This is a genomic window from Agromyces ramosus (assembly GCF_004216665.1).
In the GTDB taxonomy this organism is placed as follows: domain Bacteria; phylum Actinomycetota; class Actinomycetes; order Actinomycetales; family Microbacteriaceae; genus Agromyces; species Agromyces ramosus.
In genome coordinates, this window is sequence record NZ_SGWY01000001.1 from 53,567 (window position 1) to 76,296 (window position 22,730).

23 protein-coding genes are annotated in these 22,730 nt (G+C 70.5%); 5 read left to right on the forward strand and 18 right to left on the reverse strand.

From position 1 onward, the window contains the following. Position 1: 1 nt before the first annotated feature. The 9 genes from miaA to EV187_RS00270 all read right to left on the reverse strand — a co-directional run bounded on the left by miaA (position 2) and on the right by EV187_RS00270 (position 8,624). Entirely contained in the window at positions 2 to 922 is a 921-nt protein-coding gene (miaA, locus tag EV187_RS00230) for a tRNA (adenosine(37)-N6)-dimethylallyltransferase MiaA (RefSeq protein WP_242609360.1), read from the reverse strand. 1 nt (position 923) lies between these two features. Beyond that, complete coding sequence (gene miaB / locus EV187_RS00235) at positions 924 to 2,516, reverse strand: tRNA (N6-isopentenyl adenosine(37)-C2)-methylthiotransferase MiaB (RefSeq protein ID WP_130351049.1); 1,593 nt, start codon at positions 2,514 to 2,516, stop codon at positions 924 to 926. Between the two features lie 12 nt (positions 2,517 to 2,528). Continuing rightward, positions 2,529 to 3,266: a regulatory protein RecX gene (locus EV187_RS00240; protein WP_130351050.1), complete on the reverse strand. Its 738-nt coding sequence runs from the start codon at positions 3,264 to 3,266 to the stop codon at positions 2,529 to 2,531. Positions 3,267 to 3,300: 34 nt separating this feature from the next. Continuing rightward, positions 3,301 to 4,368, reverse strand: a complete 1,068-nt coding sequence (gene recA / locus EV187_RS00245) for a recombinase RecA (protein WP_130351051.1) — start codon at positions 4,366 to 4,368, stop codon at positions 3,301 to 3,303. Positions 4,369 to 4,630: 262 nt separating this feature from the next. After that, on the reverse strand, positions 4,631 to 4,861 hold the full coding sequence (locus tag EV187_RS00250; RefSeq protein WP_130351052.1) for a DUF3046 domain-containing protein: 231 nt from the start codon (positions 4,859 to 4,861) through the stop codon (positions 4,631 to 4,633). A 64-nt stretch (positions 4,862 to 4,925) separates the two neighbouring features. Next, complete coding sequence (locus EV187_RS00255; protein ID WP_130351053.1) at positions 4,926 to 5,234, reverse strand: helix-turn-helix domain-containing protein; 309 nt, start codon at positions 5,232 to 5,234, stop codon at positions 4,926 to 4,928. A gap of 180 nt (positions 5,235 to 5,414) precedes the next feature. Beyond that, positions 5,415 to 6,980 (reverse strand): tripartite tricarboxylate transporter permease, encoded by a 1,566-nt coding sequence (locus EV187_RS00260; RefSeq protein ID WP_130351054.1) that lies wholly within the window; start codon positions 6,978 to 6,980, stop codon positions 5,415 to 5,417. Continuing rightward, on the reverse strand, positions 6,973 to 7,563 hold the full coding sequence (locus EV187_RS00265) for a tripartite tricarboxylate transporter TctB family protein (RefSeq protein WP_130351055.1): 591 nt from the start codon (positions 7,561 to 7,563) through the stop codon (positions 6,973 to 6,975). The genes EV187_RS00260 and EV187_RS00265 overlap by 8 nt, the downstream gene beginning before the upstream one ends. After that, positions 7,560 to 8,624: a Bug family tripartite tricarboxylate transporter substrate binding protein gene (locus tag EV187_RS00270; protein ID WP_242609361.1), complete on the reverse strand. Its 1,065-nt coding sequence runs from the start codon at positions 8,622 to 8,624 to the stop codon at positions 7,560 to 7,562. Before EV187_RS00270 ends, EV187_RS00265 begins: the two co-directional genes overlap by 4 nt. Positions 8,625 to 8,824: 200 nt before the next feature. On the opposite strand from EV187_RS00270, the gene EV187_RS00275 reads away from it, so the two are divergent. Further along, positions 8,825 to 10,441 carry an ATP-binding protein gene (locus EV187_RS00275; RefSeq protein WP_130351056.1) on the forward strand — a complete coding sequence of 539 codons (1,617 nt, stop codon included), beginning with the start codon at positions 8,825 to 8,827 and terminating at the stop codon, positions 10,439 to 10,441. Next, positions 10,438 to 11,130 carry a response regulator gene (locus tag EV187_RS00280; protein WP_242609362.1) on the forward strand — a complete coding sequence of 231 codons (693 nt, stop codon included), beginning with the start codon at positions 10,438 to 10,440 and terminating at the stop codon, positions 11,128 to 11,130. Before EV187_RS00275 ends, EV187_RS00280 begins: the two co-directional genes overlap by 4 nt. A 7-nt stretch (positions 11,131 to 11,137) precedes the next feature. On the opposite strand, the gene EV187_RS00285 is transcribed toward EV187_RS00280, so the two are convergent. The 9 genes from EV187_RS00285 to EV187_RS00320 form a co-directional block, all read right to left on the reverse strand. Further along, complete coding sequence (locus EV187_RS00285; RefSeq protein WP_130351057.1) at positions 11,138 to 11,650, reverse strand: CinA family protein; 513 nt, start codon at positions 11,648 to 11,650, stop codon at positions 11,138 to 11,140. Positions 11,651 to 11,673: 23 nt separating this feature from the next. Next, a complete protein-coding gene (gene pgsA, locus EV187_RS00290) occupies positions 11,674 to 12,288 on the reverse strand; it encodes a CDP-diacylglycerol--glycerol-3-phosphate 3-phosphatidyltransferase (RefSeq protein ID WP_130351058.1) in 615 nt (204 codons plus the stop codon). Positions 12,289 to 12,354: 66 nt separating this feature from the next. Beyond that, positions 12,355 to 15,198, reverse strand: coding sequence for an FtsK/SpoIIIE family DNA translocase (locus tag EV187_RS00295; RefSeq protein ID WP_130351059.1), 2,844 nt, complete (start codon positions 15,196 to 15,198; stop codon positions 12,355 to 12,357). A gap of 126 nt (positions 15,199 to 15,324) precedes the next feature. After that, positions 15,325 to 15,816, reverse strand: coding sequence for a GNAT family N-acetyltransferase (locus tag EV187_RS00300; RefSeq protein WP_130351060.1), 492 nt, complete (start codon positions 15,814 to 15,816; stop codon positions 15,325 to 15,327). Positions 15,817 to 15,865: 49 nt separating this feature from the next. Further along, the gene (locus tag EV187_RS00305) at positions 15,866 to 17,542 is read right to left on the reverse strand and encodes a ribonuclease J (RefSeq protein ID WP_130351061.1); all 1,677 of its coding nucleotides are present in this window, start codon (positions 17,540 to 17,542) and stop codon (positions 15,866 to 15,868) included. Positions 17,543 to 17,606: 64 nt separating this feature from the next. Continuing rightward, positions 17,607 to 18,581 carry a 4-hydroxy-tetrahydrodipicolinate synthase gene (dapA, locus tag EV187_RS00310; RefSeq protein ID WP_130351062.1) on the reverse strand — a complete coding sequence of 325 codons (975 nt, stop codon included), beginning with the start codon at positions 18,579 to 18,581 and terminating at the stop codon, positions 17,607 to 17,609. 10 nt (positions 18,582 to 18,591) lie between these two features. Further along, a complete protein-coding gene (locus EV187_RS18915) occupies positions 18,592 to 19,293 on the reverse strand; it encodes a type IV toxin-antitoxin system AbiEi family antitoxin domain-containing protein (RefSeq protein WP_423190861.1) in 702 nt (233 codons plus the stop codon). Between the two features lie 578 nt (positions 19,294 to 19,871). Continuing rightward, positions 19,872 to 20,444 carry a dihydrofolate reductase gene (locus tag EV187_RS00315; RefSeq protein WP_130351063.1) on the reverse strand — a complete coding sequence of 191 codons (573 nt, stop codon included), beginning with the start codon at positions 20,442 to 20,444 and terminating at the stop codon, positions 19,872 to 19,874. Beyond that, on the reverse strand, positions 20,441 to 21,250 hold the full coding sequence (locus EV187_RS00320; RefSeq protein WP_130351064.1) for a thymidylate synthase: 810 nt from the start codon (positions 21,248 to 21,250) through the stop codon (positions 20,441 to 20,443). The genes EV187_RS00315 and EV187_RS00320 overlap by 4 nt, the downstream gene beginning before the upstream one ends. A 116-nt stretch (positions 21,251 to 21,366) precedes the next feature. Between EV187_RS00320 and EV187_RS00325 the strand changes: the two genes are divergently transcribed. Genes EV187_RS00325 through EV187_RS00335 form a run of 3 tightly spaced genes read left to right on the forward strand, consistent with a single transcriptional unit; the run spans position 21,367 to position 22,729 of the window. Next, positions 21,367 to 21,807 carry a TlpA family protein disulfide reductase gene (locus EV187_RS00325; RefSeq protein WP_130351065.1) on the forward strand — a complete coding sequence of 147 codons (441 nt, stop codon included), beginning with the start codon at positions 21,367 to 21,369 and terminating at the stop codon, positions 21,805 to 21,807. Further along, positions 21,794 to 22,252, forward strand: coding sequence for a DUF4395 domain-containing protein (locus EV187_RS00330; RefSeq protein ID WP_130351066.1), 459 nt, complete (start codon positions 21,794 to 21,796; stop codon positions 22,250 to 22,252). Before EV187_RS00325 ends, EV187_RS00330 begins: the two co-directional genes overlap by 14 nt. A gap of 54 nt (positions 22,253 to 22,306) precedes the next feature. Further along, positions 22,307 to 22,729, forward strand: a complete 423-nt coding sequence (locus EV187_RS00335) for an OsmC family peroxiredoxin (protein ID WP_130351067.1) — start codon at positions 22,307 to 22,309, stop codon at positions 22,727 to 22,729. The last annotated feature ends 1 nt before the right edge of the window (position 22,730 follow it).

Genomic DNA, 22,730 nt, shown 5'->3' on the forward strand with positions numbered 1-22,730 from the left:
ATCAGTCTAGGGCCGCCTGGCGGGCGAGTTCCGCGCCCCGGGCGGCGACGTCGTCGGCGTCGATCGTCGTCGCCTCCCGGTAGCGGCCGAACCAGCTCACCTGGCGCCTGGCGTAGGTGCGCGTGAGCTGCTGCGTCTCGGCGATCGCGTCGGCCCGGGACATCCGGCCCTGCAGCTCGGCGAGGGCCTGAGCGTACCCGATCGCGCGGCGCGCGGTCACACCGCGTTCGATGCCGAGTGGCACGAGACCGCGGACCTCGTCGACGAGCCCGTCGCGCCACATACCGGCGGCGCGTGCGTCGAGTCGCTCCACGAGTCTCGCCCGGTCGCTGCGGAGGTGCACGATCCGATGCGGGCGCCACGCCACCGGCTCCTCGGGCAGGCGCGCCGCCTTCGGCTCCCCCGTGACCTCGATCACCTCGAGCGCCCGAACGATCCGACGTCCGTTCTGGGCGTCGACGCTCGCGGCCGTCTCGGGGTCGATCGAGCGCAGCCGCGCGTGCAGGAGCCCCGGGCCGAGCTCGGCGAGCTCCTGCTCGAGCCTGGCGCGGACCGCGGCATCCGTGCCCGGGAACCGGAAGTCGTGGATGACCGACGAGACGTACAGGCCCGACCCCCCGACGAGCAGGGCGACGCCGTCGCGGGCGAGGATGTCGTCGATCGCCACGCGGGCGGCCGGCTGGTATGCGGCGGCCGACGCCTCCTCGGTGACCTCGAGCACGTCGAGGAGGTGGTGGGGCACACCGCGACGCGCGCCGATCGGGAGCTTGGCGGTGCCGATGTCCATTCCGCGGTAGAGCTGCATGGCGTCGGCGTTCACGACCTCGGCGACGCGTCCGACGCGGTCGAATGCCGCGGCGAGGTCGAGCGCGAAGTCGGACTTGCCCGTGCCGGTCGCCCCGACGATCGCGATGAGCGTCACGTCAGCGCTGTGCGTCGCTGGGATCGTAGATGGGCATGGTGCCCACGCCGGGCGCGACGAGGGGCTCCGTGCCACGGGCACGCAGCGTGGGGAGGCCCAGCGACACGCGACCGGCATCGGATGCCCCGGTGGCCGGCACGGCGCAGCTCTCGGCCTGCATCCGGTCCCACGCGTCGCCCGCTCGCGTACGGCGGATCCGCAGGGGCGCATCGTCGACGGAGTCGGCCAGGAGGTGGAACGGGGCGGCCTGCGTGATGGTCACCGACACCACGTCGCCGGGGCGCGGCAGTTCGGAGCCGGCGGGCACCTCGAAGTGGACGAGGCGGCTGTCTTCGGCTCGGCCGCTGAGTCGGTGCGTCTCGGCGTCCTTCTTGCCCTCGCCGGTCGCGACGAGCACCTCGACCGCTCGGCCCACGAGACGCTGGTTCTCCTCCCACGAGATGCGCTCCTGCAGCGCGATGAGGCGCTCGTAGCGGTCCTGCACCACCGCCTTGGGCACCTGCTCGTCCATCGTGGCCGCGGGCGTGCCGGGGCGGATCGAGTATTGGAAGGTGAACGCCGAGGCGAAGCGCGCCGCCTCGACCACGCGGAGCGTCTCCTGGAAGTCCTCCTCGGTCTCACCCGGGAAGCCCACGATGATGTCGGTGGAGATGGCCGCATTCGGGATGCGGGCTCGGACCCGGTCGAGGATGCCGAGGAACTTCTCGGAGCGGTACGACCGACGCATCGCCTTCAGGATGCGGTCGGACCCGGACTGGAGCGGCATGTGCAACTGGGGCATGACGGCGGGCGTCTCGGCCATGGCGTCGATGACGTCGTCGGTGAAGGCGGCCGGGTGGGGGCTGGTGAAGCGGATGCGCTCGAGGCCCTCGATCTGTCCGGCCGCGCGGAGCAACTTGCCGAAGGCCTGCCGGTCGCCGAACTCGACGCCGTACGAGTTGACGTTCTGGCCGAGCAGGGTGACCTCGACGGCACCGTCGTCGACGAGCGCCTGGATCTCGGCGAGGACGTCGCCCGGGCGGCGGTCTTTCTCCTTGCCGCGGAGCGCGGGCACGATGCAGAACGTGCACGTGTTGTTGCAGCCGACGGAGATGGAGACCCAGCCGCTGTAGCTCGAGTCGCGCTTGGTCGGCAGGGTCGACGGGAACACCTCGAGGGCGTCGAGGATCTCCAGTTGCGCCTCGTCGTTGTGCCGCGCCCGCTCGAGCAGCCTCGGCAGCGAACCCATGTTGTGCGTGCCGAACACGACGTCGACCCAGGGTGCCTTCTCGAGGATGACGTTCTTGTCCTTCTGCGCGAGGCAGCCGCCCACGGCGATCTGCATGCCCACGTGCCGGCGCTTCACCCCGGCGAGGTGTCCGAGGTTGCCGTAGAGCTTGTTGTCGGCGTTCTCGCGGACGGCGCACGTGTTGATCACGACGATGTCGGGCTCCGCGCCATCGGCCGGCACGTATCCTGCCGCCTCGAGCGATCCGCTCAGCCGCTCGGAGTCGTGCACGTTCATCTGGCAGCCGAACGTGCGCACCTCGTAGGTGCGGGGCGCGGGCGCCGAGTCAGTGGCCTCGACTGCCGAGGCCTCGCGAAGGGTGCTCATGATCGCACCAGTTTACGAGCCATCGGCGGACAACGCCGCCGTCACCGCCTCGCGCACCACGTCGCCCGGGTAGCCGCGCCGCTGGAGGAACGCGGAGAGGCGACGCTCGGCGGTCTGCCGGTCGAGTCCCGACAGCTGTCGCACCCGCCGCTCGGCGACCTCGAGCGCGTTGCGACGCTCGACCTCGGGATCGAGTTCATCGACGGCGGCGCGGGCCGCGCTGGCGTCGACACCTCGGCGGGAGAGCTCCTGCAGGATCGCACCGCTGCCGCGCCCGCGGCGCGCGCCGTTCACGTGCACCAGCTGTTCGGCCAGTCGCGCGTCGTCGAGGTAGCCGAAGCGCTCGTAGCGCTCGATCCACTCCTCGATCTCGCTTTCGTCGAGGCCGTGCTCTGCGAGCACCGAACGGACCTCGGCGACCGACAGCGCGGAACGACGGAGCCGCGACACGACCAGCCGGTCGATGCGCGCATCGCGCTCCGCTCCGGTCTCATCGGGGTCATCGGCGACGATCGCGAATCGCGAACGCCGACGCTCCGCACGTCGCGCGGCGCCGCTCGGATCCCCGAAGCGGGATCGGCCGGCCGGCGTGGCCTCCGCCCGCCGCGGCTCCGCATCGGGTTCGGCTCCCTCGGCCGCCTCGGTTGCCCGAGCGGGATCGGCCGGTGCCGATTGCTCGGGCGCGGGTTCGGCGGGCGTCGCCCACGGCAGGTACGAGACCGGGGCGAGGTGCTCGGATGCGTCGCTCATCTCACTCCTCTCCCCGATCTGGTTGATGCGACGCTCAGGCGCCCTTGCGCCCGAGCTTGCTCTCGATGGACTCGACGTTCGACGGCACTGCGGGCGCCGTGCCCACCTGCCCGATGCCGAGCTTCACGAGGATCTTCTTCTCGATGTCGGCGGCGATGTCGGGGTTCTGCAGGAGGAAGTTGCGGGCGTTCTCCTTGCCCTGCCCGAGTTGGTCGCCGTCGTACGTGTACCAGGCGCCCGACTTCTTCACGATGCCCTGGTCGACGCCGTAGTCGATGAGGGAGCCCTCACGCGAGATGCCGACGCCGTACAGGATGTCGAACTCGGCCTGCTTGAAGGGCGGAGCCATCTTGTTCTTGACGACCTTCACCCGAGTGCGGTTGCCGACCGCCTCGGTGCCGTCCTTCAGGGTCTCGATGCGACGGATGTCGAGCCGCACCGAGGCGTAGAACTTCAGCGCCTTGCCGCCGGCGGTGGTCTCGGGGCTTCCGAAGAAGACGCCGATCTTCTCGCGCAGCTGGTTGATGAAGATCATCGTGGTGTTCGTCTGGTTGAGGCCACCGGTGAGCTTGCGGAGCGCCTGCGACATGAGTCGCGCCTGGAGGCCGACGTGCGAGTCGCCCATCTCGCCCTCGATCTCGGCGCGCGGCACCAGCGCCGCGACCGAGTCGATGACGATGAGGTCGATCGAGCCGGACCGCACGAGCATGTCGGCGATCTCGAGCGCCTGCTCACCGGTGTCGGGCTGGGAGACGAGGAGGGAGTCGATGTCGACGCCGAGCTTCTTCGCGTAGTCGGGGTCGAGCGCGTGCTCGGCGTCGACGAACGCCGCGATTCCGCCGGCGCGCTGGGCGTTGGCGATCGCGTGCAGGGTGAGCGTGGTCTTGCCGGACGACTCGGGACCGTAGATCTCGATGATGCGACCACGGGGAAGACCGCCGACGCCGAGCGCGACGTCGAGCGCGATGGATCCCGTGGGAATCACCTCGACGGGAGCGCGGTCCTCGCTGCCGAGGCGCATGACCGACCCCTTGCCGAACTGGCGATCGATCTGGGCGAGTGCGGTTTCGAGTGCTTTCTCGCGGTCTACAGGTGATGGCATGTGCTGGCTCCCTCGTGCTCGATGCGGCTGCCTCTAGGCTGTCGTTCCACGTTGCGGGCCGTGACCCGCGGCGTCTCGCGACAAGGCGTCTGCGGTGTGTTCCGACGCTTCGACCGTATGGCCGCCCACCGACATCCGGAGCCCCGAGAGGTGGGATGTGGAAGGACGCGTCGTTCCTCCTGCTGTCGAGGACGAGCCTAGCCGAGCATCCGAACGGATGTTCGAAGACACGCCCGCGTGTCGAACACCTCTTCGGGCGCGGTCAGCCGCGACGGCCGGGCTCGCGTCGCCCCACGCCGTGTCGTCGCTCAGGCGGCACGTCGGTGGCCTCGCAGAGCGCGAGCCACACGTCTCGTGGCGCCACGCCGGCCGCGAGCGCCTCACGGGCGGTGCGGCCGCCCATCCCGGTGAGCACCAGGTCGTTGACCACGACGCTTCCGTAGCCGGCGCCGAACTCCTCGTCGACGGCGATCTGGAACTCGCTCAGCTTCATCGATCGTCTCCGGACATGCGATCGGCCGGTCCGAAGACCGGCCGACGCGTTGCAATGTACTGGGTCAGCGGACCATCATGTCCGCATCGAACTCCGCCACGAGCTCGTCGGGCAGGCTGTCGGGAACGACCGACAGGCCCTCGAGGACCGCGATGCGATCGCCGACCTCGTGCATGATGACGGAGATGGGGGTGTCGAGCGCTTCGGCGACCGACGCGAGGATCTCGGACGAGGCCTCCTTCTGGCCGCGCTCCACCTCGCTCAGGTAGCCGAGCGCGACGCTCGCCTTGGACGCGACCTGCCGGAGCGTGCGCCCCTTCTGCAGCCGGAAGTCCCTCAGCACATCGCCGATCTCTTGTCGAACCAGAACCATCGGAACCTCCTTCTCTCTGCCTTGCACTCCGCCGGAGTCGGAAACGGGAGCGTCAGTCTACCCGACTCTCCGGTCCCCTCTAATCTAGCGTGGCACACTGTGGCTTTCGTGTGAACTCGACACTTGTAACAGGGTGTTCACGAAGACTATTCCGCGTTCGGCTGCGTCGGCGCAGGCACGTCAGCGCCGACCCTTCGGCTCCTCGATCGCGGAGATCGCCGATGTGGGCACGAGCTTCGGCGACGCCTCGATCTTCGCCTTCCGGCGCTTCAGCCAGAGTCCAGTCGCGATGATGACCGCGAGCGCGCTGTAGGCGAAGATCGCGAACGGGCTGTGCACGAGGTACAGGATGTCGCCCTGGCTGATGGCCATCGCCTTCCGCAGCTGCTCCTCGGCCATCGGCCCGAGGATGCCGCCGACCACCATCGGGGCCACCGGATAGCCGTAGCGGCGCATGAGGAAGCCCACGACGCCGATGACGAGCAGGATCAGGATGTCGACGATGTTGAACCGCAGCGCGTAGGCGCCGAGGCCCGCGAACGCGAGGATGCCCGCGTAGAGATACGGCCGCGGGATCTGCAGCACCTTCGCCCACATGCCGACGAGCGGCAGATTGAGCACGATCAGCAGCACGTTGCCGATGTACAGGCTCGCGATGAGCGCCCAGACCAGTTCGGGCTGGTTCTCGAACAGCAGGGGTCCCGGCCGGATGCCGTACGACTGGAACGCGGAGATGATGATCGCCGCCGTCGCGGTGGTCGGCAGTCCGAGCGTGAGCAGCGGGACGAGCACGCCGGCCGCCGCGGCGTTGTTCGCCGATTCCGGGCCGGCCACGCCCTCGATGGCTCCGCGGCCGAACTCGGCCTTGGCGGGTCCCCTCGCAAGCCGTCGCTCGGTGGCGTACGAGAGGAATGTCGCGACGTCCGCACCGCCCGCGGGGATCGTGCCGATCGGGAACCCGATCGCGGTGCCGCGAAGCCACGGCTTCCACGAGCGCCGGAGGTCCTTGCCGGAGAGGTAGTTGCGCCAACCGCGCGTCACCGGGATGACCTGCACGGGCCCGTGCCGCATGCGGGAGGCGACGTAGAGCGACTCGCCGATCGCGAAGAGGCCCACGGCGATGAGGACGACGTCGATGCCGTCCGCGAGAGCGGGGACGCCGAAGGTGTACCGCTGCTGCCCGGAGAGCACCTCGGTGCCGACGAGACCCAGCAGCAGGCCGAGTCCGAGGGACGTCATGCCGCGCGACACGCTCGAGCCCAGCAGGGCGCCGACTGTGAGGAACGCGACCACGATGAGCGCGAAGTAGTCGGCGGGCCCGAGCTGCACCGCCAGCTGAGCGAGGGTCGGCGCGAGGAACGTGAGGAGCACCGTCGCGACGGTGCCGGCGACGAACGAGCCGATCGCGGCGGTCGCCAGCGCCGCCGCGCCACGGCCGGCCTTGGCCATCTTGTGGCCCTCCAGCGCAGTGACGATCGAGGCGGACTCACCCGGCGTGTTGAGGAGGATCGAGGTGGTCGAACCGCCGTACATGGCGCCGTAGTAGATCCCTGCGAAGAGGATGAGTGCACCGGTGGCATCGAGCGTGTACGTGAGGGGCAGGAGGAGCGCGACCGTCATCGCCGGGCCGATGCCGGGAAGCACACCGACGGCCGTGCCGATGAACACGCCGAAGAAGGCATAGAGCAGGTACTGGGGCTGCAACGCCGTTGCGAAGCCCTCGAGCAGCGCGTTGAGGCTATCCATTGAAGATCGGTATCCAGTTCAGGAGCGGGCCGGCGGGCAGCGAGAGCCCCAGCCAGACGCCGAAGACGAGTTGAGTCACGAGTCCGAGCCCCAGTCCGATGAGCAGGGCCACCCACCAGCGCTTGGCGCCGAGCGTGATGGCCGCGCCCCCGAACAGCACGGCGGCGGCGAACGGCCAGCCGGCCAGTTCGATCAGGACGACCAGGGAGAGGAAGCAGAGCATGAGCAGCAGGACGGTGCGCCAGTCGGTCTTCGCGTTCACATCGACGTCCTCGCCCTCGTCGGGCTGGCCGCGGTGCCCTCGGGCGATGTCGATGATCACCACGACCGAGGCGACGAGCAGGATCGCGCCGACGAAGTACGGGAAGAACCGTGGGCCGAGCACGCTCGCCGACCCGGGAGGCACCCTGATGAACCCGGCGCCGATGATGGCGTAGAGGCCGAGGGCCGCGCAGACCGAGGCGAAGACGTACTCGCCGACGATCCCGCGCCGGTTCGGGGCGGCCGCGGGAAGCGGCGCCGGAGCGCCGGAGGCCCCCTCCGGCGCCGGAGCGCCGGAGAGAGCCTCGTGATGGTCGGTCATGGTGCGACCAGGCCGATCGCCTGCAGGGTCTCAGTGACCTCGGTGATGTTGCCGTCGAGGAACTCCTGGAACTCCTCGCCGAGGAGGAAGGCGTCGTCCCAGCCGCGCTCCTCGAGGGTCTCGGCCCAGGCGCCCGAGTCGTGCATCTCGACCACGAGGTCTTGCAGCGCCGTGACATCGGCCTCGTCGATGCCGCCCGGCGCGATCACCCCACGCCAGTTCGTCAGCGTGACGTCGTAGCCCTCGTCGATGAGCGTCGGGGTGTCGGGCAGCAGGGCGGCGGGCTCCTCGGACGACACGGCCAGGGCTCGCAGCCCTCCCGCCTCGATCTGCTCGACGAACTCGCCGACCCCCGAGATGCCGGCCTGCACGGTGTTGCCGAGCAGCATCGTGACGGCCTCGCCGCCGCCTGCATTCGGGATGTAGTTGAGCGTCGACGGGATGTCGGCGGGGTCGACGCCCGCCTCCGTGAGCAGCATGCCCGCGAGGATGTGGTCGGCACCGCCCGCGGAGCCGCCCGTGACCGAGATCGCGGCACCTTCCTCGACGATCGCGTCGACGAGCTCCTCAACCGTCTCGTACGGGGACCCCTCCGGGACGACGATGACCAGCGGCTCCTCCGTGAGCCTCGCGATGGGCGTCATGTCCTCGATGCGCACCTCCGATGCGTTCGTTTCGACCGCGCCCACCATCACGAGGCCCATGACCATGAGCGTCGCCGGATCCCGCTCGTTCGCGAGCGCGGCGAGGCCCACCGTGCCGCCCGCGCCGGGGACGTTCTCCACGGGTGCGGACCCGACGATGTCCTCCTGGGTGAGTACCTCGGACATGGCGCGCGCGGTCTGGTCCCAGCCGCCGCCGGGGTCGGCAGGGGCGATGAGGTTCACGGAGTCGAGGGATGCCGTGGCGCCGTCCTCATCCCCGCCCGTGTCGCCTGTCGGCGCACAGGCGGCGAGGCCGAGCATCGCGACGATGCCGACGCCCGCGAGGGTGCCACGCCCCGCGTTCCGCCGCAGTCCAGTGGTTCCGGCCGACGTGTGCGGCCTGCTGTGAGATCGCAATTCTCCTCCTTGAGCGCCCGAGTTCATCCGCGGGCAGAACGATCGATGTGCGGATGACGCTAGGAGGATGTGCCCGCCCGTGGAAGGCTGCGGACATAAGGGTCGTACTGTTCATTTTAGTCGAATCGGTCATATTGGTCACCGGCATCGGGACGGCGGTCTGCACACCCGTGGGGCACACTTGAGGGGTGGGCCGGTCGATGAAGCTTGGCGCGCAGCTCCTGTTGCTGCAGGTCGCCATCGTGCTCACGACCGTGGTCGGCACCGGCGTCACGGCCGTGTGGCTGCAGGAGCAGCATCTGCGGGATGCGTACCAGGACCGCATGATCGCGGTCGCCCAGTCGGTCGCGGGACTGCCCGTGATCACCGAGGCATTCGACGACGCTGACCCCTCGGCGACGATCCAGCCCGTGGCCGAGGTCATCCGTCGCGCCTCCGACGTGACCTACGTCGTGGTGGCGAACGACCTCGGCATCCGCTACTCCCACCCGAACCCCGACCGCATCGGCGAGAAGGTGTCGACCGACCCGGCGATCCCGCTCTCGGGTGAGATCTACGTCGGCACGCAGACGGGCACGCTCGGCGAGTCATGGCGGGTGAAGGTGCCGATCTTCGCCGACGACGACGAGGTCATGGGCCAGGTCTCCGTCGGAATCCTCGAGACGGAGCTCCGCGCCGACTTCCTCGGCGGCCTCAGCGGGCTCCTCGCCGCGCTCGTCGTCGCCGCGGTGATCGGCGTCGTCGGGTCCGCATGGATCGGACGGGTCATCCGCCGTCGCATCTACGGACTCGAACCCGACGAGATCCGAGCGATGCTCGAGACCCGCGAGGCGATGCTGCACGGAATACGCGAAGGGCTCGTCGCGGTCGACGACGAGGGTCGCATCGTGCTCATGAACGACGCGGCCGCGCGGCTCTTCGACATCCCCGATCCCGCCGCCGTGCTCGGTTCGGAGGTCGACACGGTCCTCGACCGTGAACTCGCGCGATTCATCGCCTCGGGTGAGGACAAAGAGACGCCCGTGCTCTCGGGCGAGCGGGTGCTGCTCGTGCACAGCGACCGCGTGCGTGTCGAGGGCCGCGAGGTCGGGTCGATCGCGATCCTGCGCGACCGCACCGAACTCGAGACGATGCTGCGGGACCTCGAGGGCGCGCAGGGCCTCGCGGAGGGCCTGCGCGCCCAGTCCCACGAGTTCTCCAACAAGCTGCACGTCGTGAGCGGCCTCCTCGAGCTCGGCCATGTCGATGCGGCGATCGCGTTCATCGAGCGGGTCGGCAGCGGCGGGGCCCTCTCCCCACTGGACGAACACGCGGGCATCGCGGATGTCGAGACGGCGGCGCTCGTGCTCGCGAAACGATCCAGCGCCCAGGAACTCGGTCTCACCCTCGAACTCGACCCCGAGTCCCATCTCGACGCCCCCGACGGCGAGGTGCCTCGCACCGACCTGCTCACGGTCGTCGGCAACCTGCTCGACAATGCGATCGAGGCGGGCGTGCTCGGCGGACGGATCATTCTCTCCATACGCGACGACCTCGAGCCGGACGTCGTCGTGGTACGGGTCGACGACGACGGCCCCGGCATCCCCGTCGAGCGACGTGACGCGATCTTCGAGCCCGATGTGAGCGACAAGTCGCCCACGTCCGGTAAGGCCCGGCGCGGCATCGGCCTCACGATCGTGAAACGCGTCGCGGAACGACTCGGCGGTGCGGCGACGGTCGAGACCTCCCCCGCAGGCGGAGCACGGTTCACCGTGCGGCTGCCGTGGGCGCCTGCGCCCCACCCCGCGTCCGTCGTGACGGCCGGGAGGCGACCGTGAGCGACATCCGTGCCGTCATCGTCGACGACGACTTCGCCGTCGCGCACGTGAACCGCGCGTTCGTCGACGCCCAGCCGGGGTTCACCGTCGTCGCTGAGGCGCACACCGGCGCCGACGCGCTCGCTGCGATCGAACTCCACCGACCGCAGCTCGTGCTGCTCGACGTGTACCTGCCCGATCTCGGCGGGCTCGACGTGCTACGCCGCCTGCGCGCCGCCGGCAACGACGTCGAGGTCATCGCCGTCACCGCCGCGCGCGACCTCGACACCGTGCGGAGGGCTCGACTCCTGGGCGTCAGGCACTATCTCGTGAAGCCGTTCTCGGGGGCCAGTCTCGGCGAACGACTCGAGGAGGTGCGTCGCGGCATCGCCGCCGACCGTGCCGCTCCTCGCACCACCCTCGACCAGCGAGCGGTCGACCAGGTGCTCGGCTCGGCGACCACGCATCGAGCGATGCTGCCCAAGGGCCTGTCACCCGTCAGCCTCGAGCGCGTCGCCGCGGGGCTCGCCGGCTGCGACACGGATGCGTCGGCGGCCGAGATCGCGGAGCAGCTGGGGATGTCGCGAGTGAGCGCGCGTCGCTACCTCGAGCACCTCGTCGCGACCGGTGCCGCAGAGGTCTCGCCCCGATACGGCTCGGCGGGAAGGCCCGAGCATCGATACCGGATGCCGGCGGGTGCCCCCGGCTGATCCTGCGTCAGCCGCGACCGAGCCGAGCCAGGACCGCCTCGATGGCGGCATGAACCGTCGCCGCGCGAATCTCGGCCCGGTCGCCGTGGAGCTCGAGGGCGATCGTGTCGACATCGTCGCCCATGGCGACCCCGAGGAACACGGTGCCCGGCGATGCGCCGTCCTGGGGGTCGGGTCCGGCGACGCCCGTCGTCGCGACGCCGATGTCGGCAGGCCGGCCGCCGACCTCCAAGGTGCGCCGCACGCCCTGGGCCATCTGCCGCGCGACCTCGGGGTGCACAGCGCCCTCGCGGGCGAGCAGTTCGGCCGAAACCCCGAGTAGGGAGTGCTTCACCTCGGTGGCATAGGCGACCACTCCCCCGGACACCACGAGTGATGCGCCGGGGATGCGGATGAGCTCCGCGACGAGGAGCCCGCCGGTGAGCGACTCCGCCGTGGCGATCGTCAGCCGCCTCTCGGTCAGCGCACGGATGAGCAGACCGGCACGCTCGGGCACGGCGCCCCCGTGCGGCGGAGGCATCCGATCGTCCCCCACGGCCCCGGTCACGCGACCGCGTCGCCGCCGCTGCGACGATCGCGGGCGAGTTTCCTGGCGTCACGCAGGTAGAGGAGGCCCGACCAGACGGTGAGCGCGAGCGCGATCGCCATGGCGATCCAGTTGACCCAGAGGATCCAGTCGCCCACGAGGGTCCAGAGCGGCAGGAGCGCGAGCGAGATCGCGACCGACTGCGCCATGGTCTTTGCCTTGCCGCCGGATGACGCGGGGACGACGTTGCCGCGGCGCAGCTCGACGAGCCGCCACACGGTGATGCCCACCTCGCGCACCACGATGACGATCGTGACCCACCACCACAGCTCGCCGAGGATCGACAGGCACACGAGCGCGCCGCTCGTGAGGAGCTTGTCGGCGATCGGGTCGAGGATCTTGCCCAGGTCGGTGACCAGACCGCGAGAGCGAGCGAGCCACCCGTCGACCCAGTCGGTCGAGATCGCGACGATGAAGATGACGGCGCCCCACCACCGCATCGGGCCGTCGGCTCCCGCGTCGGCGAGGAGCAGCCAGAAGACGAGCGGGGCCATGAGGATGCGGACGACGGTGATCGCGTTCGGCAGGTTCCAGTTCGCCGACTGCTCACGGCTTCCGGCGGAGGAGGTCATTTCGACAGCCTAACGTCCGACCGCCCGCGCCGCTCCCGACCTGATCGTGGGAGTTCAACCTCCCGCTCAGTCGCGGCCGGTGAGCCCCCAGGCGTCCTCATCGGGGTCGGCCTCGACCTCAGGGAGCCCATGACTCGCGCGAGCGACCGCATCGTCGTCGTAGCGCGGATCGGGGTCGTACGTGCCGGTCGCGCCACCGTCGCCCCCGCCTCCGGGCGCCGCCGGCGCGGCCGGCTCCTCACCGCGGAGCCGGGCGAGCACGCCCGGAAGCTGCTCGGCGGTGACGAGCACGTCGCGCGCCTTCGAGCCCTCGGACGGGCCGACGATCTCGCGGGACTCCAGCAGGTCCATGAGTCGACCGGCCTTGGCGAAGCCGACGCGCAGCTTGCGCTGCAGCATCGAGGTCGAGCCGAACTGGGTCGACACGACGAGCTCGGCGGCCGCGAGCAGCAGCTCGAGGTCGTCGCCGATGTCGGAGTCGATCTCCTTGCGCTCGACGGAGGCGGCGACATCCTGCCGGTACTCGGGCCGGGCCTGCCGTGTGACGTGGGTGACGACCTTCTCGATCTCGGCCTCGCTCACCCAGGCGCCCTGCACGCGGATGGGCTTCGATGCGCCCATGGGGAGGAACAGGCCGTCGCCCTGGCCGATGAGCTTGTCGGCGCCGGGCTGGTCGAGGATGACGCGGGAGTCGGTGACGCTCGTCACCGCGAAGGCGAGCCGGCTCGGCACGTTGGCCTTGATCAGGCCGGTCACGACGTCGACCGACGGGCGTTGCGTCGCCAGCACGAGGTGGATGCCGGAGGCACGGGCGAGCTGCGTGATGCGCACGATCGAGTCCTCGACGTCGCGCGGGGCGACCATCATCAGGTCGGCGAGCTCGTCGACGACGACGAGGAGGTACGGGTACGGCTTCAGCCTGCGCTCACTGCCCGCGGGCAGCACGATCTCGTCGTTGACGACGGCCTTGTTGAAGTCGTCGATGTGGCGGAAGCCGAACGACGCGAGGTCGTCGTACCGCATGTCCATCTCCTTGACGACCCACTGCAGCGCCTCCGCCGCCTTCTTCGGGTTCGTGATGATGGGCGTGATGAGGTGCGGCACGCCGCCGTACGGGGCGAGCTCGACGCGCTTCGGGTCGATGAGCACCATTCGCACGTCGGCGGGCTTGGCCCGCATCAGCAGCGACGTGATCATCGAGTTCACGAAGCTCGACTTGCCCGAGCCGGTCGAACCGGCCACGAGCAGGTGCGGCATCTTCGCGAGGTTGGCCACGACGTAGCCGCCGCCCACGTCCTTGCCGACGCCGATGGTCATCGGATGCTTCGCGTTCACGGATGCGCCGGAGCGCAGCACGTCGCCGAGGGTCACGATCTCGCGGTCGGCGTTGGGGATCTCGACGCCGATGGCGCTCTTGCCGGGGATGGGCGACAGGATGCGGACCTCGTTCGACGCGACCGCGTAGGCGAGGTTCTTCGACAGGGCCGTGACCCGCTCGACCTTGACGCCCGGTCCGAGCTCGATCTCGTACTGGGTCACGGTGGGGCCGCGGGAGAAGCCCGTCACCTTCGCGTCCACCTGGAACTGGTCGAGCACGCCCGTGATCTGGCGCACCACGTCGTCGTTCGCGGACGAGCGCGCCTTCGCGGGGGCACCGGCCGCGAGGGTGGATGCGGCGGGGAGGTGGTAGGGCCGCTCGGGCTCGGATGCCGCGACGCCGGCGCCGCCCGCGGCACCCGGCGCGGCATCCGCTTCGCCGTCGCCGCCGCCGTCGAACACGGCCAGCACGTTCGTGGCCCCGCCGTCGTCGCCGCGGAGGCCGGTGCCGCCGTGCGGCACGTCGCCCGTGAATCGCTGCAGCGCGGACTCGGCGCGCTCCAGGTCGCCGAGCACCCCGGTGCCGTAGGCGCCCGCTCCCCCGACGCCCTCGATGGGCGATTCGAAGCCGCCGGCGGCCGAGCCGGGACCGAACACCTCGGTGATGCCGTCGACGCCGCCCGCGGCGAACGCCGGGTCCTCCTCGCGGTTCGAGTCGTTGCGCCGCCACCAGGGAACGAGCCCCGTGCGCTCGGGCTCATCGTCGAGCGCGTCGATGCCGTCGAGCTCGGTCTGCTCGGACCTGCGCCCCTTGCGCCGCGACGCCTTCTCGACGGGCTCGGGTCGCTCCTCGGGATCGGGCGCGCCGAACAGCCAGGCGTACAGGTCGCGGAAGCGGGACGGGATCCGGTTCGGCGGCGTCTTCGTGATGATGAGCAGAGCGAGCAGGAGCAGCAGGATGATGACGGCCGCCGCGCCGATCTCGGTGATCAGGAGGATGAGCGGCTGCGCGAGCATCCAGCCGAGGATCCCGCCGGCACGGGCCAGCACGGCCATGCCCTCGCGCGGCTCGGGCTGCCCGCCGAACAGGTGGCAGAGGCCCGACACCGTGAGCAGCAGCAGGCCGACGCCGATGCCGATGCGCGTGTTGTCGTGCACGGAACTGGGATGGCGGAAGAGCCACACCGCGAAGAGCAGCATGACCACGGGCAGCGCGAACGCGACCCGGCCGGAGAGCCCGCCGAAGGTCCACGAGTCGAGGGCCTGGGCGATGGGATCGTTGATGAGGAACCACTCGACGACGGCGCCGACGATCGCGAGCACGACGATGAAGAAGGGCAGGCCGTCGCGGCGCTCCTCCTTCGCGAGGGTCTCGGGGCCGAGCGCGCGGGCGGCCCCGCCCGTGACGTGCGCGAGCCCCATCCAGGCGCGCACGAGCAGCGGCGGCCGGTCGGGCGTGGCCGGCTTCGCCTTGGCGGCGGTCGATCCGCGTGCGGTCGACGCCGGGAGCTTCTTCGTGGGGGCCGTCTTGGAGCCCGAGCCGCGCGCAGGCGTGCCCGAGGCACGCCCGTTCGACCTGGTGCTCGTAGCCATGCCCCAACGTTACGGCCGACCGGCGACCGTCGCCGACAGGACGCGGCGAGTGTCTGCGATCGGCGAACCCGTGCTCGGGCGCCGTTCCGGGCTCGCGGATGCCGCGGCGCGACGCCTCCGGCGGGTTCAGCCGAGGATTCGCACCATGGTGTCGCGTCCGCCGCGGGTGCCGACCACGGCGAACCCCTCGGAGCGGTAGAGCGAGTGGGCGAAGTTGCCGTGTTCGACGCTGAGCGTGATGCGGGCGAATCCCGCCGTGCGCGCGGCATCCGTGAGCGCCCGCATCAGCGCCCGGCCGACCCCCTGTGCCCGCCACAGCGGACGTACGCCGATGATGAGCTCGGGCACCCCCGCGGCCACGAAGCCGTGCGCCGGCGTGTCGGCCGCGAAGAGGCGGTACCAGGCCGCGCCGATCGGCTTGGCCGCGCCGTCGACGGCGACGAATCCGGCATCCGCCGGTCGCTGCCAGCCGGTGAGGTAGGCGCGGTAGACCGGGTCGGCGAACACCGTCGGCTTGGGCCGGTTCGCCCCCGCCTGCCAGTTCGCCGCCTCGACCACCATGTCGCCGAGGAACGCGCCGTCGCTCGGCATGGCCGGGCGGATCGAGTAGTCCGCCATGGCCGGATGCTACGCCCGCCGTGTTACCGCGGTGTTTCCGTCGTGCGGTTCACGCCTCGATGACGAGCGGCACGAGCATCGGCCGGCGGCGCAGCCGTCGGTTCACCCACGTGCCGACCGTGCGACGCACGGCCTGCTGCAGCGCGTGCTGGTCGCGCACGCCGTTCTGCGCGGCCTCCAGCAGCGCCGCGGAGATCTTCGGCTTGACCTCCTCGAAGACGGCGTCGTCCTCGGCGAACCCGCGCGCGTGGATCTCGGGGCCGACGATGATCCGACCGGTCGAGGCGTCGACGACGATGATGACCGAGATGAACCCCTCCTCGCCGAGGATCCGGCGGTCCTTCAGGTCGGCGTCGGTGATCTCGCCGACCGTCGCGCCGTCGACGTAGACGAAGCCGAGGTCGAGCTGTCCGGCGACGCGCACCTCGCCGTCGCGGAGGTCGTACACGGTGCCGTTCTGGCCGATGAAGGTGTTCTGCTCGGGGACGCCGGTGTCCCGCGCGAGCTTGGCGTTCGCGAACAGGTGCCGGTACTCGCCGTGGATCGGCAGCACGTTCTTCGGCTTCAGGATGTTGTAGCAGTAGAGCAGCTCGCCCGCCGCCGCGTGGCCGGAGACGTGCACCTTCGCGTTGCCCTTGTGCACGACGTTGGCGCCCAGCTTCGTGAGTCCGTCGATCACGCGGTAGACCGCGTTCTCGTTGCCGGGGATGAGGCTCGACGCGAGGATGACGGTGTCGCCCTCGCCGATCTCGATCTGGTGGTCGCGATTGGCCATGCGCGAGAGCACGGCCATCGGCTCGCCCTGCGACCCCGTCGACATGTAGACGATCCGGTCGTCGGGGATGTCGCCGGCCTTCTTGAAGTCGATGAGAACGCCCTCGGGCACCTTGAGGTAGCCGAGGTCGGCCGCGATGGTCATGTTGCGCACCATGCTGCGGCCGAGGAGGGCCACGCGTCGACCGTTGAAGGCCGCCGCGTCCAGGACCTGCTGCACGCGGTGCACGTGGCTCGAGAAACTCGCGACGATCACGCGGCGGGGCGAACGGGCGATGACCTCGTCGAGCACCGGGCCGATGGACCGCTCGAGCGGCGTGAAGCCGGGGACATCCGCGTTGGTGGAATCGACCATGAACAGGTCGACGCCCTCCTGGCCGAGCCGGGCGAACTCGCGGAGGTCCGTGAGGCGCCCGTCGAGCGGCAGCTGGTCCATCTTGAAGTCGCCGGTCGCGAGCACGGTTCCCGCACGGGTCTTGATCGCCACGGCGAGCGCGTCGGGGATCGAGTGGTTGACGGCGATGAACTCGAGGTCGAACGGGCCGATGCGCTCGTGCTGGCCCTCGGACACCGTGAGGGTGTACGGCTGGATGCGATGCTCCTTGAGCTTCGCCTCGACCAGCGCGAGCGTGAGGGTCGAGCCGATCAGCGGGATGTCGGCGCGCAGGCGCAGGAGGTAGGGCACCGAGCCGATGTGGTCCTCGTGGCCGTGGGTGAGCACGACCCCGACGATGTCATCGAGGCGCTCGCGGAGGAACCCGAAGTCGGGCAGGATCAGGTCGACGCCGGGCTGGTGCTCCTCGGGGAAGAGCACGCCGCAGTCGACGATCAGGATCTTGCCGTCGATCTCGTAGCTGGTCATATTGCGGCCGACCTCGCCGAGGCCGCCGATGGGGATGATGCGGAGCGTGCCGGGTTCGAGCGGGGCAGGATCGATGACGACGTCGGGCATGGGCCCTCCTTACGTTGCGGTGTTCAGTTCATGCGGCCGTTCCGGCGGATGCCTCGGCCGTCGTTCAGCGTGTGGTGCCGGCGACCTTCGGCAGCGCGCCGCCGGCGGCGGCGTTGCGGTCGGGGCGGAAGCGGTGGAAGTCGGCGCCCGGGATGCCCTGCACGTGGTCGATCTCGTCCTCGATGAGCGCCGCCTCCCACTCCTCGGGACCGACGAGCGGCAGCCGCACGCGCGGGCTGCCGATGCGGCCCAGCCCGTGCAGGATGTACTTCGCGGCGACCGTGCCGGGCACGTGCGTCATGACGGCGCGCACGAGCGGCTCGAGGCGGCGGTGCTCGGCGGTCGCGGTCGTGAGGTCGCCGCGGTTCACGGCGTCGATGATGGTGCGGTACGGGGCCGGCGCGATGTTCGCGGTGACCCCGATGAGGCCGGTCGCGCCGATCGCGAGGTGCGGGAGCACGTTGGCGTCGTCGCCGGAGAAGTACATGAGGTCGGTCTGGTTGAGCACGCGGCTGACCTCGGAGAAGTCGCCCTTCGCGTCCTTGATGGCGAGGATGTTCGGGTGCTTCGCCAGGCGGAGGATCGTCTCGTACCTGATCGGCACGCCGGTGCGGCCCGGGATGTCGTAGAGGATGACCGGCAGGTCGGTGGCGTCGGCCACCAGCCGGAAATGCGTGAGGATGCCGGCCTGCGTCGGCTTGTTGTAGTACGGCGTGACGATCATGATGCCGTCGGCGCCGGCCTGCTCGCTGTGCTTGTAGAGCTCGATCGCGTGCGCGGTCTCGTTCGAGCCGCCACCCGTGATGATCTTCGCTCGGCCGGCCGCGACGTCCTTGCCGACCTCGACCAGGCGGATCTTCTCGGGGTCGGTGAGCGTGGAGGTCTCGCCCGTGGTGCCCGTGACGACGATGCCGTCGGCACCGGCACCGATCACGTCGTCGATGTGCTTCTCGACCCCGGGCCAATCGACCTCGCCGTCCGCCGTCATCGGCGTGACGAGCGCGACGAGCACCTGTCCGAAGGGGTTGTCCTGGGTCACGTCCCCAAGGCTATCGGGTCGCTCGCCCGCATCGCTCCCACTGGCGTCTGGCGGCCGATGGGTCGACGACGGCCCGGTTGCCGCCGGACGGATGTCGGGGCTGATGCAGCCTCACGTGCTCCCAATCACCCTCGAGCCTCCGCGCCGTCGCATTGGCGGGCAACTCGACGTGCAGGATGCCCGCGTCCTCTACGGGATCTCCGTGGAAGCGTAGGGCGCTCGCACACGCCAGCCGCCCGCCGATGCTGCATGCTCGCATCGCGTCGAGGTCTGTGCCGGGCAGCGCGTACCATGCCTGACGCACTCGGATCAGGCGACCGTGCGCGACGAGGTTGCGAACCGCCTCGTCGTCGAGTCCCATCCGACGCAGATCGGATCTGCGCGCGATCCCACCGAGGGCCTTCGTCTCCCGCTCGAATCTCACCACCCGAGTGTTGCCGTCGACGGTCCCCGGTGCTCGGGATTGCTCCACTTCGGAGAACGCCGACGCCGATGCGTCACCTGTGCAGGACGACTCCCTCGCGCCGTACCGATTGTTCGTGCCGCGCCCGCGCAGAAGCAGCCGCCGCCGCGATGCCCACCATGTCCAGCAACCCTGCGAAGCGAGTGCGCCCACTCCCTGACTCCTGAAAACAGGGACGGGGACCGACTCCGGGACACCGCGACGGGCATCTGAACACCGCGACGGGCATCTGAACACCAGGACGCGCATCTGAACACTAGGACGCGCATCGACTCCTGGATACGACAGGCACCGACTCCTGAATGCAAGGACAGGCACCGACTCCTGAATGCAAGGACAGGCATCGACGGCGACCTGCAGCCACGGCGCCTTCGTGCCGCAACTGCTTTGAAGCCGCGTCCTTGCTTTCAGGAGTCACGTGAGCCGGGAAGTACGGTGAGTCGCAGACCGGAGTCGCTGCGCCGGACGAGCGTGGCGAGTTGCAAACCGGAGTCGCTGCGCCGGACGAGCGGGGCGAGTCGCAAACCGGCGTCGCTGCGCCGGACGAGCAGGGCGAGTCGCCAACCCGAATCGCTGGCGCCGGACGAGCAGGGCGAGTCGCAACCCGAATCGCTGGCGCCGGACGAGCATGGCGAGTCGCCAACCCGAATCGCTGGCGCCGGACGAATGGCGCGAGTCCGCCGAGGCCCTTGCGTCGCGCGAGTCGGAGGGACGGGCGAGTGCCCGAGGAAGTCGCCCCAGCCGACGGGCGGGCGGGCGGGCAGGCGATTCCAAGGTGCGTGAGGCTGGTTCAGCCCCTGGGTCGCTCGCCGGAGGCCCCCGGCGGGTCAGGCGCGCAGGTAGCGGAGGAAGCGGTACTCGAGGCCCGAGCGCGAGGGCAGCCAGCCCGAGGGCGGGTCGACGTGGGCGAGCCGCCAGCCGGCGGGGTCGATCGGGGGCGCCGGGGTGTCGCCGGGCTCGGGCACGACCGCGCCGCCGCCGCCGGGCGTCCGCAGTTCCGTCACCTCGAGCCGGTCTGCCGTGGGCAGGACCTGCCCGAAGAGGTCGGCGCCGCCGATGACCCAGATCCACGGCGGGTCGCCGGCAGCGGCCAGTGCGAGTGCCTCGTCTACGGATGCCGCGCGCACCGCGCCGGCGGCCGTCCAGTCGTCGTGGTGCGTCACCACGATGTTGGTGCGACCGGGAAGGGGGCGGAACCGCGACGGCAGGGACTCCCACGTTCGGCGCCCCATGACGACGGGCGCACCGAGCGTGACCGCCTTGAAGTGCGTCAGGTCCTCGGGAACGTGCCACGGCATGCCGCCGTCACGGCCGATCACGCCCGCGGACTCCGCCCAGATCAGGCCGAGGCGCGGCCGGGCCGCAGGCGCCGGCGACGCGGCATCCGCACCGCGCGTCATACCGCGACGGCTGCGCGGATGGCCGGGTGATGCTGGTAGCCCTCCACGACGAAGTCGTCGAACTCGTAGTCGAAGATCGAGTCGGGCCTGCGCGCGAATCGCAGCGTGGGCGCGGGGAACGGGTGCCGGGAGAGCTGCTCGGCGACCTGCTCGACGTGGTTGTCGTAGATGTGGCAGTCGCCGCCGGTCCACACGAAGTCGCCGACCTCGAGCCCGGTCTGCTGGGCCACCATGTGGGTGAGCAGGGCGTAGGAGGCGATGTTGAACGGCACGCCGAGGAAGAGGTCGGCGCTGCGCTGGTAGAGCTGGCACGACAGGCGCCCGTCGGCGACGTAGAACTGGAAGAGCGCGTGGCACGGCGCGAGGGCCATGTCGGGGATGTCGGCGGGGTTCCACGCCGAGACGATGAGGCGACGCGAGTCGGGGTTCACGCGGATCTGCTCGATCACCTGGCTGATCTGGTCGATCGTGTCACCGGAGGGCGTCGGCCACGATCGCCACTGCACGCCGTAGACGGGACCCAGCTCCCCCGCGGCATCCGCCCACTCGTCCCAGATGGTGACGCCGTGCTCGCGCAGCCACCCGATATTGGACGAGCCCTGCAGGAACCACAGGAGCTCGTAGGCGATCGACCTGAAGTGCACCCGCTTCGTCGTGACGAGCGGGAAGCCCTGCGAGAGGTCGAACCGCAGCTGGCGACCGAACACGCTGCGGGTGCCGGTGCCAGTGCGATCGGTCTTCTGCGTGCCGTGCTCGAGCACGTCGCGCAGGAGGTCTTCGTAGGGTGTGGGGATCGTCTCGGCCATCGGGTCGATGCTAACCCCGACCGGCGACGTGCGGGGCGGATGCCGCGGGCGAGCCGCCCGGCGTCATCCTCCGTCACACGGCCCACGCGGCCGGGGCGCCGCCGTAGCATCGCGGCATGGACTGGCTGCCGGCGCTCATCGCCGCGGTCGCGCTGCCCGCCGGCGCGGCGACGATCGGCCTGGCCTGGCGGGCGCGCACCGGCCGGATCCGGGCGACGCGCGACGAGTCCGCCACAACGGCCCTCGGGCTCGACTCGGATGCGCTCGGCACTGCCGCGACACTCGTGCAGTTCTCGACCGCCTACTGCAGCCGCTGCCCCTCGACCGCGCGGCAGCTCGCCGCGATCTCCGCCGACTACGCGGGCGTCCGGCACGTCGAGGTCGACCTCACCGACCGCCCCGACCTCGCCGACCGGTTCCACGTCCTGCAGACGCCGACGACGCTCATCCTCGACGCCCGCGGCGAGGGGACGGCGCGCATCGGCGGCGTGCCCCGGGCTCGCGACCTCCGCGACCGCCTCGACATCCTCACCGGGAGTTCCCATGCCACGTCCTGAGCCCGCCGGCATCGATCCGCGAGGACCGCGCTTCACGGCGGCCGTCACCGCGTTCCTGCTGCTCGTGATCGCGGTGCTCGGCTTCGGCGGCGCCGCCCTCGCCGCGTGGGTGCTGCTCGCCATCGTGAGCGCCGTCTTCGCGTGGAGCGCGATCGCCGGCGTGCGGCGCAACCCGTTCGGGCTGATCTTCGCGCGCCTCGTGCGACCGCGACTCTCGCCGCCCGACGAGCTGGAGGACCCACGGCCGCCGACGTTCGCCCAGGGCGTCGGCTTCGCCGTGACGATCGCGGGCGTCATCCTCGGGGCTGCTGGCGTCGCCGCCGCGGTGCCGATCGCCGCCTCGCTCGCGTTCATCGCGGCCTTCCTGAACGCCGCGTTCGGGTACTGCCTCGGCTGCCAGCTGTACCTGCTCCTCGTGAGAGCCCGCGTCATCCCCAGGACCTGACCGCCGCGGCATCCGCCGGGCTAGGCTGGGAGCCCGGCTCGAGGAGGAGGATCCATGGCAATCACGAGTGAATCGACGACGGTCTGGACCGGCACGCTGTTCGAAGGGTCCGGCAACGTCGCGCTCGACTCGTCGGGCCTCGCGACGTTCCAGGTGAACTGGGATGCCCGGGCCGTGGGCGTGGCGAACACGACGAATCCCGAGGAGCTGCTCGCCGCCGCGCACTCGTCGTGCTTCTCGATGGCGCTCTCGCTCGCGCTCGCCGAGGCGGGCTATCCGCCCGAGAGCATCCAGACCACCGCCGCCGTCACGTTCGAGGCGGGCAAGGGGGTGCTCGGCAGCCACCTGCTCGTGAGCGCTCGCGTGCCCGGAATCTCCGAGGCGCAGTTCGAGGCGATCGCCGAGGAGGCGAAGGTGAACTGCCCCATCTCGCAGGCCCTCTCCATCCCGATCACGATCGAAGCCGAGCTCGCCTAGA